Below are 10,069 nucleotides of genomic sequence, written 5' to 3'. Positions count from 1 at the left end.
ACGCGCTCGAAACTCATGCTGCAATTGCAAAATGGCGCAATTGCTCAGAGTCCGGTGTGCGCAGTCAGCGGACCTCCCTGATTTAGATGCTTCCGGTCTGACCAACGACATCGCCAAGGTCGAGTTTGCCGACCTTGCGGTCATCTGACGGTTTCGGTCGGATGTCGGCTGTGCATGTCTCTTGCCGGATATCGCCAAAGGCGTACATTATTCTGCAATTCTTCGTTTGATGTCGCTCTATTTAGCCTGTCGCTTGAGGCATCTCATGGGCGTGGGTTTGGTCGGGCAGTATAATCTCTCCGTCGCATCAACGGAGCGGCCAATGCGAACTGAGAGACGATCAATAGGCCATGTTCTAGCTCTGAGCGCGATTGATGTGGGCTTCGAGGGAAGCGCAGGTTGTCAGCTTTATGCAAATAGGAGGAGGTCGTCATGAAGTTCCTGAAATACACAACGGCAATCGTTGCCGCGTCGCTGCTGGTGGCATCAGCGGTGCCGGTGACCGCACTTGACAACACCGCAAGCGGCCTGAAATCCGTGATTGAAGGCACTCAGGAGGCCTTCCGTGCCAATCCCGAAATGGCTAAGGCAACTTTCATGGCCACTTCGACGGTGGTGGAAGGTTTCCGGACAGAGGCCACGATGCGCGAGCACAAGGTTACGGTTGATTTCACGGAAGGACTTGGGGGTGGCAACGCGGGTCCAAGCCCGGTCGAACTTGTTCTCGCATCCCTCGGAACATGCCAAGCAATGACTTACCGTGCCTATGCCATCGCGATGGGCATTCCAGTCGATGAAATCACAGTCCATGTCGAAGGCGACATCGATCTGCGAGGCTTCCTTGCCGTGGATGACACTGTCCGTCCGGGCTTCAACGTGATCCGGATGAAGGTTGACTTGGTCTCCGATGCATCGAGTGAGGATATCAAGATGCTCCAGACCGCATCGGAAGTTCATTGCCCGATGCTCGACATCGTCGCGAACCCCGTCCCGGTCGAGTTGGAGGTCGTGCACCAATAACAGTGATATAAACCGACGCCTAATTTGACGCTGCAAGCTGTAAGCCGGTGATGTAGGTCGCCGCGTTTCGGTGAGCCGAGAGGTCGCGGTTTGGGTTCGTCGAGGAAGCGGACTTCCGTCGAAACTGCTGGTGTCGGCAATGCGCAGTCTGCTGCCGTTCACCGGAAACCTGCGGCCGGAAGCGATCTTTCGGCGGCTTTGCCGACTGTGCGGTCGTCTGAGAGAAACACTCGGATGCCGGTTTCGCGAACTGCGCCCGCCCTCAACAAGCTTGAGTGAGATCATGGCCCGAACGAACGGCCAGTAGTACAATTCCAACGTCCGTTCGACCCGGGTCAGTTCTCATGGCGAGGGTCAGGTGCTGTTCGCCACGCGAAGGTGGGAGCTATGTCAATTCTGAAGAAATCGACCTTACTGATAGGTTTGTTCCTCTGCCATTCGTCGCAGATCTGCGCGGGGCCGTCGTTGCCAATTGAACAGCTTTCGGTCGAAAGCAAGGTCGAGCGCATTTGCAGCCGCTTGGCCTACGGGCACGACGCCCTCTGGGTCAAGTCGGGCTTCAAGGTGGTGCGTATGGACAAGGATACGCTCGAGGAGAGGGTGGCGGCGCCCCTTCCGGCCCTATTTCGGACGCGCCCATTCGGTGTCTCGGAGGATGCGATCTGGGTCGCGGATGCCAAAAAGGATGCGCTCTACAAATTCGATACGAAGACGGCCGAACTGTTGCTGGAAATCACCGTCAAATTGTCTTCGCGCCATGCGAGACTTGCCTTCAACGATGGCGTGGTTTGGATCCTCAATCCCAATCCCGCGGATCCGAAAGGCCAGCTCCTGACGGCATTTGCTTCGGTGAGTGGCGACGTTCGCAGCGAGATAGCATTGCCGTCTGGCGGGTTCGGGGTTGTCTACATCGATGGATCGCTCTGGGTAACCCAACCGATCACCGGCCAGTTGCTTCGCATCAATGAAACGGACGGCACGGCTCTGTCAACGACGGAACTAGGCGGCTGGCCCGGCCCGGCGGTGCTTGGAGACGGGTTTTTGTGGGTCTACAACGTCGCGGATGCGACGGTCCAGCGGGTGGACCTTGATACGGGCGAGGTGGTGGCAACTATCCCGACGTCGCTGCCGAAAACACCTGAAGGCTTTATGGTGTTCGGCGGGGGATATCTGTGGCTGGGACCGGTCGAAGGCAATGTTTTGTCCCAAGTTGATACCGGGACGAACACGGAGAGCCACTTGATCGAGGGCACGAAGTTCCGTGGGTTGGCCTTTGGGGACGGTTCGCTTTGGGTCTGCGACGGTTCCGCTATCATGCGCCTTGCCGTTCCCGATTGACCGAGCATTCCAGTTTTCAAGACGCGGAACGCCAAAGCCGACATAGTCCAATTCCGTCCAACGACCGCTATGCGCAGGAAACTGCCACCCACGTAGGAGATCGGAACATGTCGAATTTGTGCGCCCTCGCCAGATGCGCAATCCGGCTGCCAATGGCCGCTTCCGGTCGAACCGAGGTGCCGACGGTTGCTTTCCTCGCTCGGCTTCAGCCGACCTTTCGCCGTCACAAAACTCGGGCACCCTCTGGAACGTGATGTTCCGCTGCGGCGACACCTGGAGCCGTCAACGTGAGATCGCCATGGCGCGCTCGTGTCGACGGGTAGACCGCAGCCCAGGCGAAACGCGCCCCGAACGATGGGGGTGGCGAAGTAGCCTGGCATCGAGCACCTGGTCTGGAGGTGAGTATCCTGACAGTTCGCGTACACCCTGCCAGTGGGGGCAAAGCGACCGGCCGACCGGAGCAACCGGCTCGGTTTTTTTTCGAAGCGAAACGCGGCGGATCATTGGCTGTGCCCCCCTAGCGTTACCTCCCATCAAACTACTTGGGCCAAGGCCGGAGCAGCCTGTCTTGCCCCAATCGAACAGTGACCACGGGCGACTGGCCGGGCCATCGCTGGACGCGGATTGTCCGACGATCCTCCAGAGCGTGAAGCGCCCGGCTGCGCTCAGAACGGCATCGGATACCGGCCTCTTCCCAGATCTGCCGGCTTAGCTTGATTTTGTCCCAACCGCGCATCTTCGAGAGCCGCGCCAGTGTCAGCAGTAAACGCGTCGCTGGATCTGGGACTGCCGCGCGAACCGTTTCCATTGGAAGGACAGCGAATGCCTCGTCGCTCTCTTTCGGGTGTTCCATCTCCGAGTTGTCAGCCTCAGCCGGGCTTTTTGATCCTGGGTTATTTTTTGAAGAAGATGAAGATATTGAAGAGTAGGTATCGGGGTTACGGATGACCGAACACCCCGTGTCGTTTGACCGAACACCCCGTTGCGGACCACCAAACACCTTGTCGCGCCCATCTTGGGCCGCTTCCGGAATGCCTTTTGATACGAGCTTGATCGCTGTTTCCCGGTTCGGAACTTCCAGTACTTCTACCCCTGGCCAGTCCTCCGGTTTTTCACCGTTGGCGCGGAAGCTCCGATATTCCTTGGACAGCATACGCGTTGTATTGGCTTCTCCCCGCGATCCGATCTCGGGCCAAGAAATGTATCGGGGGAAGGTTTGCATCACAGGTGACCGCCTCCCCGACGTTCCAACGCCCGGTTAACGATGTCCCACATCGCGTCGCCCTTCTCACTGCGGAGGTTCCGGCCATACCTGACCACTTCCACATCGACGGGGATCGGATGGCCTAGCACCGCGCGAGCGGCTTCCTCCATTAGGTACGAAATATCGGCTGAAGCCGCTTCAACAGCCGTTTCGTCGACCTCAACGAGCACCGCATCATGCAAAGGAAAGCAGATCCGATACCCAGCTTCTGCCATCGCAATGCATGCCACGCGCAAGATGTCACCTGCCGTCGCCTGCATGGGCCAGTTCTGAAGTGTCGTTTCCCGGGTCCCCTCCTGCTCCCAGGCGTCGCCGACAAGCATCGTCTGCCGGATGTCTGAGACCTCCATCTGCCAGCCGAGTGGAGTCTCTATCCGTCCGGACAGCGTTGCCTGATCGATGCTGTCCCGGTTCCAATCCCAATAGACCTCGTATTGAGATCGGTGCGCGCGAAGCAGATCCGCGGCCTCGTTGACTGACCGCCCGATCCGGGCCGCCAAGCTTTGTTCTTTCTGGCCGTACAGTGTTCCCAGGCTGACCGGCTTCAGCACCTTGTTGCGGAATAGACCATGGCTCTGCTTGGTGGCTGTTTCCGGGATCAGACCAGCAGACCTACCGAACGACAGATAGAAATCACCAGATCGGTAGTGCTGGATCATGACCGGATCGCCACTCAGGTAGGCCGCGATGGCGATCTCCTGGCTGGCCCAGTCGGCGTAGAGCAACGCCTTCCCGGGCGGGGGCGTTACCATGGTCCGCCACCAGTTGTTGCGTAGCATGATGAACTCGGAAGCCATCGGCTGATTGCGCCCGGTCTTCGAGCGATATGCACCAAGACCGACCGAGCGTGTATCCTCGTCCGAGCACGTCAGATTGAGCCGCCGATAGGCCAACTCGCGCTTACCAAGGCGAGCGCGTCCGTCCGGACCGATTGCCAACGGGTGGATCTTTTTCATCTGGCCCAGCGCAATCTGGGCGTCACAGAGAGGCGCGATGATCGAGAACCGGTCCGCCATGGCACGCCAGGTCTTCTCGTCGGTTTTGCGAGCGCCAGTGGGCGTCAATGGCCAACCTTCACCCAATCCTTCGCGGACCAGGAGGTCTTCGAAACGAGCGTGGCTGAAACGACTGTTTTCGTAGACACCGAACTGATCAATCGAAGCGATCATCTCCGCCCGGATGTCGTCCCACGACGCAATGATCTGGTCATGGAGTTCGACATCCACCGGATATCCGTTCCGCTCAAAATGCGCGGTGGCGACGGAGTATCGACCGCGGATCAGAGCGCAATCCCACCAACCCGGCTCCATCTGCGGAAGGAGTTTGCCAAGCAACGCTTCAGCGTCTTCTACGTCTTCCTGGCAGTAATCGAGGATCGTCCGGCGATCATCAGCGCTGAATGGCGGACCAGCGAGTATCCGTTCAATCACCCGGCGCTTGCTTTCATTCTGCCGGGCCGGCAGACCGTGGCAGCGTAGCGCCGCCAGCAGGCTCCCTCTGGCGCCCGTGACAACATTCATCTTGCTCTGGGAGCGACCGTTGGTGATCCGCATATGCTCCGCGTAGAGATCGATGATTGCGTGGGGTAGTTCCCACGCCAACGCCATGTAGCTGCTGATCTCCGCCGCACTGTTGTAGGCGATAAGGACCGTGTTTGGCCCTTGCGGATATGGTGGGCAAGGGCCAAGCTCGTCGCCGAACACTCGGTACACCTCGCCGCTCCACAGATCCTTCGCGACCACGCAGACGACCCATTGGGTACCGTCATCCTGAGGGATGAACTCGAAGTCCACCGAGATCGGACGCAGCGGGGGAGACTGAACGTTCACCGTCTAGCCTTCGCCGCGGAAGCTTTTCAGCACCGGATAGTCCCAGTCGTCGATGACCTGCTTGCCGAAAGCGCGCCGGAACACCGTCTCCTCCGAAACATCTTCAGGCCAGCGCGGCTCCTTGCGGTCCCATTCAGCCTGACTGATCTGGTATTGGCCCACATCCTTGTCCCAGGTCATGCGGGTCCACTGGCTTTTTGCATCCACACAGGCCTCGTGCTTGGCCTCGGTGGCGGAATGCATATTGCCGTCCATGTCAGCTTCCTTCACCAGAAAGAGCATGTTCTTGCCGCTAGCGGTGCAGATTAGGTAGCCGGTGTGGTAGATCAGGCCGTCGGAACCCTCCAGCTCATCGGCTAGATCCGGAACCACGTAGTAAGGCTTGGCCTCCATCTCTTCCGACGTCGGATCGATGAAGATCGGCACTTCCGAAAAAACACCGTCTGGATGAACTCGGAACCATGCCTTCGTCTTGGTAACGACGGGAATGGCCATCGCTTTGCGCGTGATCTTGGGTCTCGCTCCAGTCCGCTTGCGCTCTTTGCGAGCGCGGGTCGCTTGGGCGAAGATGTCACTATCATCCGCGTTCGGCGTCGGCTGGGTCTCGACTTCCGTGCGATCGGCCATGGCCGATTTGACGGCTCCGAGAATTGCTTCCCGGTCTGTATCGCCGTCCATCTCTTCTAGAACGCCGAGGGCCATCGACACGTAGTCTCTGTAGTTCATGCCGAGCTTCTCCGCATCGTCACGAGCTTCTTCGACAGTCGTATGCGACTTTAGCGCTTCAGGGAGTTTGATCGTCGGCATTTGTTTCTCCTTGTTTGGCGACCGCCGAGCACCCTGCCCGGCGGCAGGGTTTAGCGAAGAAGGCGTTTTCCTTCGCGATTTCGGAAATGGAACTCCCTTGGCAAGCGTTCCGGTAGCGAGATGTGGGGCATCATTCCTCACCCCGATAGCTACGTAATGCAGAACCGCGATACTTAACTTTCCCGTTGGGTAGTTTCACCCATTCCGGTCCGACGCCGCGCCTACGCCAACCCTCCATGGTTCGCTTCGGCGCATCGATAATCCGGCTTGCTGAGTCAGTATCGTAGTACTGGTCGTCGGCTACCGGTTCGATCATCTCTCCAAGGCGCCGCTCAACTTCAACAACGGTGTCGGCCCAAATATGAGCGATTCTCCGAACCCGCTCCTCGGGGGAATAAAGGTCGGGAATGCTGGGCTTGTTTAGGTAGAAAGGAGTGGTGGATCTTCTGGCTTTGGACATGCCAGTGACGATTGTCCACTCGCGCGATCAATTACACCAAGCGAACTGAACGGTTCAAATTTTTTGGTTGAGAGTGGACACGCTCGGCCGGACGGCCGGGCAGAGTTTCCGTTGACGTGAGGGATATGTGCGTGACGAAACGCCAAAGCGCAACGGGAATGGTGCGTGACGATTACATAACCGATTGTTTTTTATGGTGGAGCCGATCGGGATCGAACCGACGACCTCGTCATTGCGAACGACGCGCTCTCCCAACTGAGCTACGGCCCCACGGAGGCCTCAATTCGCGCAAAGGCGTGGGGATGTCAAGCCGTCTCCGTCATGTTTTCCCGCACGAATGCCTCGATCTGGGCGGCCGGTCGCGCGCCGGAAAGGCGGGCCACTTCCCGGCCTTTCTGAAACAGCATCAGCATCGGGATGCCGCGGATATCATACCGCACCGTGGCGTCGGGATTGCTCTGCGTGTCGACCTTAACAAACCGCGCCTTGCCGCGCAGGGCCTGAGCGGCCTGCGCGTATTGCGGCGCCATCTGCCGGCAAGGACCGCACCAAGGCGCCCAGAAATCGATGACCAGGGGCATCTGGTCCGTCTTCGCGGCCTTCTCGGCTTCGCGAAAGCTCAGCTCATGCACCTTGCCATCGGCTAGTTTTGCGCCGCAAGTCCCGCATTTCGGGCCGGCCCCGAGCTTGCCTGCGGGAACCCGGTTGGTCGTGCCGCAATCATGGCAGGTCAGTTTGAGATTGCCGCTCATGGGGCACTCCTTGATATTCTTGATTTTGCATATTTAATGGCGCCGAAGTAAAAATCCAAGTCCGGGTGGACCGGAAGCTTGAACGCGGTTCCGGGTCCCTGTTGAGAAAGAGGTCTCGTTTCGCCAGATGGATTGCGTGGGATTTGGGAGCCCCATTCGAACCAGCGATGGATAAAATGCCGCAGCGCGGCGTGTAAACGTCGCAGTTTGCGTTGAATCAATTCAGGCGAGGCCAATTCCGTGACACAGTCTCGCCGGAAGGCCAGGAGAGCCAACAAGGAGGTACACATGTCGCCATCCACTCACGAGATCGCGATCGTTCGGCAGAGTTTCGAGGATCTGCGGCCGCTACACGAGCCGACTTCGATGCAATTCTACGAGTCGCTGTTCCAGCGCGCGCCGGAACTGCGCAGCCTGTTCCGTGAGGATCTGAAGGGACAGGGGATGCGGTTCATGAACACGCTCGGCCTCGTGCTGGCCGATCAGGAGCATCCCGACAAACCCTCGGTCGATTACAACGAGCTGGGCAAGCTGCACTCGACGCTTGGTATTCGGCAGGCACATTTCGAACCGATGCAGGAGGCGATCATCGAGACGCTGCACAGCCGGCTCGGCGCGGACCTGACTGAAGAGCTCGAAGCGGCCTGGCGTGCTTTCTTCTCGGAGTTTGCGACAAAGTTGATCGCGGCGGGGAATATCCCCGAGTAAGCCGGCTCCTTCGCGAGAGGGTCCGTGTCCCGGGTGGGCAGGGGCCGCATCAACGTTCCTGAGGCCGCTGACAGCAGATAGGGGCGTTGGTGCGGAAACGAGACCAGTGGCCGCCGTTCCAGCGGCGGTCCTTTGCAGCGGTCTGGCGCTTTGCCATCCGCGCGAATGCACCGGTCAAACACGGATTTGGCCATGATGAACTACACCGTTTAGGCGCGCGACCGGTTCCTGTTTCTCTATCTTTCACACCCGGAGACCGGCGTCTCTGCCCGCTGTGCCGAGATCGTGAGAACGTCTTGTGAGGCTGGTCCTCATGCCAAGACGCATCTCGCAGGAGGGAATAGCGGTTGCGGCGTGTCGTCTCCCTCGCAGGATGCCAGTCCTTCTCGATCCTCGACTTGCGCTTTGTGACCCAGCTGGGCGCCATCACGCCAAGGTGACCTGCCATCTTGTTGATCGGATTGCAGAGATGTCGCACCGGCCGCTACGATGGCAGCACCTCAAAGGGGATCGAACTTGACCATCGAGCCGGCGCTTCTTTCTATCCGCTTCGGAACCGGGCGTGCACCGGACCAACCGGATCCCGCCGCCCCTGATGAGCTCATTGCGTCATTGGCCTCGCCCGAACGTCTCGCGGAAAAATACCCCTCCCCCGATATGGCCGAAGCCAATGCGCGCGCCTTGCGTCTGGCCGCATTGAAGCGGGACCTGCGCGACCGGACGGACCCGGAAAGTGAACGCGCATTCGATGCGCTTCGGGCCGAGGCAACCGCGCAGATGCAGCTCGCCCGGAAACATCGGATCGCCCGCGCGCTCGACAGCGCTGCGCCGCTCCGCGAACGGTTGGAATGGTTCTGGGCCGACCATTTTACCGTCGCCCTGCGTGGCGCAGCGGAACGCCGGATTGTCTCCGATATCTTCATCGCAGAGGCGATCCGGCCACATGTCACTGGCCGGTTTGCGGATATGCTCAAGGCGGTGGTGAAGCATCCAGGCATGTTGCGTTACCTCGACCAGGCTGCTTCGGTTGGGCCGAATTCCGTTGTGGCCCGGCGTCGGCCCGGGGCCGGCCTCAACGAGAATCTTGCCCGTGAGTTGCTGGAACTGCACACGCTCGGGGTGAAAGGGGCATATGGGCAGGCGGACGTGCACCAACTCGCCGAGTTGTTGGCAGGCCTGTTCGAAAATCCGGGAAAGGGGTTTCTGTTCCTGCCGCAACGAGGCGAGCCCGGCGCGAAACAGGTACTTGGGAGGTCCTATGGAGGGGCTCAGCCCCGCCTCGATGACATTGACAGCTTTCTGGAAGACATCGCCAATCATCCAGACACGGCGCAGCATATTGGCCGAAAGCTGGCCGTGCATTTCGTCGCCGACGCACCCGTCCCGGCGCTGGTCAATGCCTTGTCGCGTCGGTTCCGGGAAACAGACGGCGACCTGTTTGCGGTGGCTGCGGCATTGGTTGAACATCCGGCGGCGCTGGTCCCGGAACGGACAAAGATACGTCAACCGATGGATTTCATCGTCGCTGGCCTGAAATCTCTGGGGCATACGGGCGAACAGATCGCGGGCTATGAAAACCGGGTCTTCGTCCAACGCGTTGTACGGCCGATGACACTTATGGGGCAGCCCTGGCTGTTGCCGCCTGGGCCGGATGGCTGGCCGGAGGAGGCGGCGCATTGGACCACGCCGCAGGGGCTGGCCCGTCGGATAGACTGGGCGACCCGGATTGCCGGCCATATGGGGCGCGGTGTGCCCGATCCGCGCCGCTTCGTGTGGGACGCGCTTGGGCCGCTGGCGTCACCCCGGCTTGTCCACGCCGCGGCCGCGGCCGAAACCCGACGCGAGGGGGTGGCCATCGTGCTGGCCTCTCCTGATTTTCAGCGGCGATAGA

Annotated in this window: 8 protein-coding genes and 1 tRNA gene; 4 read left to right on the top strand and 5 right to left on the bottom strand. The window is 59.7% G+C overall.

Features of this window, described 5'->3' with window-relative positions:
- Positions 1–432 precede the first annotated feature (432 nt).
- Together R3X27_RS22605 and R3X27_RS22600 are read left to right on the top strand one after the other, a co-directional pair.
- Positions 433–1,020: an OsmC family protein gene (locus tag R3X27_RS22605; RefSeq protein WP_317711174.1), complete on the top strand. Its 588-nt coding sequence runs from the start codon at positions 433–435 to the stop codon at positions 1,018–1,020.
- A gap of 387 nt (positions 1,021–1,407) precedes the next feature.
- Positions 1,408–2,358, top strand: coding sequence for a hypothetical protein (locus tag R3X27_RS22600; RefSeq protein WP_317711173.1), 951 nt, complete (start codon positions 1,408–1,410; stop codon positions 2,356–2,358).
- A gap of 538 nt (positions 2,359–2,896) precedes the next feature.
- On the opposite strand, the gene R3X27_RS22595 is transcribed toward R3X27_RS22600, so the two are convergent.
- The 5 genes from R3X27_RS22595 to trxC all read right to left on the bottom strand — a co-directional run bounded on the left by R3X27_RS22595 (position 2,897) and on the right by trxC (position 7,470).
- Positions 2,897–3,580 (bottom strand): hypothetical protein, encoded by a 684-nt coding sequence (locus R3X27_RS22595; protein WP_317711172.1) that lies wholly within the window; start codon positions 3,578–3,580, stop codon positions 2,897–2,899.
- The gene (locus R3X27_RS22590; RefSeq protein WP_317711171.1) at positions 3,580–5,451 is read right to left on the bottom strand and encodes a DNA polymerase; all 1,872 of its coding nucleotides are present in this window, start codon (positions 5,449–5,451) and stop codon (positions 3,580–3,582) included. Before R3X27_RS22590 ends, R3X27_RS22595 begins: the two co-directional genes overlap by 1 nt.
- Before the next feature lie 3 nt (positions 5,452–5,454).
- Positions 5,455–6,258 (bottom strand): hypothetical protein, encoded by an 804-nt coding sequence (locus R3X27_RS22585; RefSeq protein ID WP_317711170.1) that lies wholly within the window; start codon positions 6,256–6,258, stop codon positions 5,455–5,457.
- 654 nt (positions 6,259–6,912) lie between these two features.
- Positions 6,913–6,988: transfer RNA gene (locus R3X27_RS22580), tRNA-Ala, on the bottom strand.
- A gap of 35 nt (positions 6,989–7,023) precedes the next feature.
- Positions 7,024–7,470: a thioredoxin TrxC gene (gene trxC / locus R3X27_RS22575; protein WP_317711169.1), complete on the bottom strand. Its 447-nt coding sequence runs from the start codon at positions 7,468–7,470 to the stop codon at positions 7,024–7,026.
- Between the two features lie 288 nt (positions 7,471–7,758).
- Between trxC and R3X27_RS22570 the strand changes: the two genes are divergently transcribed.
- Entirely contained in the window at positions 7,759–8,178 is a 420-nt protein-coding gene (locus tag R3X27_RS22570; RefSeq protein ID WP_317711168.1) for a globin domain-containing protein, read from the top strand.
- A 516-nt stretch (positions 8,179–8,694) separates the two neighbouring features.
- Positions 8,695–10,068, top strand: a complete 1,374-nt coding sequence (locus tag R3X27_RS22565) for a DUF1800 domain-containing protein (protein ID WP_317711167.1) — start codon at positions 8,695–8,697, stop codon at positions 10,066–10,068.
- The last annotated feature ends 1 nt before the right edge of the window (position 10,069 follow it).

Origin of the sequence: Tropicimonas sp. TH_r6 (assembly GCF_033101155.1) — a bacterium.
Classification (GTDB): domain Bacteria; phylum Pseudomonadota; class Alphaproteobacteria; order Rhodobacterales; family Rhodobacteraceae; genus Tropicimonas.
The sequence above is the reverse complement of the archived record's forward strand: the minus strand, read 5'-3'. Positions and strand labels throughout refer to the sequence as shown.

What these genes read in the sequence shown, in the direction of transcription:
- R3X27_RS22585 (WP_317711170.1), bottom strand. Translation starts at nt 6,258, where the DNA reads ATGCCGACGATCAAACTCCCTGAAGCGCTAAAGTCGCATACGACTGTC.
- R3X27_RS22570 (WP_317711168.1), top strand. Translation starts at nt 7,759, where the DNA reads ATGTCGCCATCCACTCACGAGATCGCGATCGTTCGGCAGAGTTTCGAG.
- trxC (WP_317711169.1), bottom strand. Translation starts at nt 7,470, where the DNA reads ATGAGCGGCAATCTCAAACTGACCTGCCATGATTGCGGCACGACCAAC.
- R3X27_RS22605 (WP_317711174.1), top strand. Translation starts at nt 433, where the DNA reads ATGAAGTTCCTGAAATACACAACGGCAATCGTTGCCGCGTCGCTGCTG.
- R3X27_RS22595 (WP_317711172.1), bottom strand. Translation starts at nt 3,580, where the DNA reads ATGCAAACCTTCCCCCGATACATTTCTTGGCCCGAGATCGGATCGCGG.
- R3X27_RS22600 (WP_317711173.1), top strand. Translation starts at nt 1,408, where the DNA reads ATGTCAATTCTGAAGAAATCGACCTTACTGATAGGTTTGTTCCTCTGC.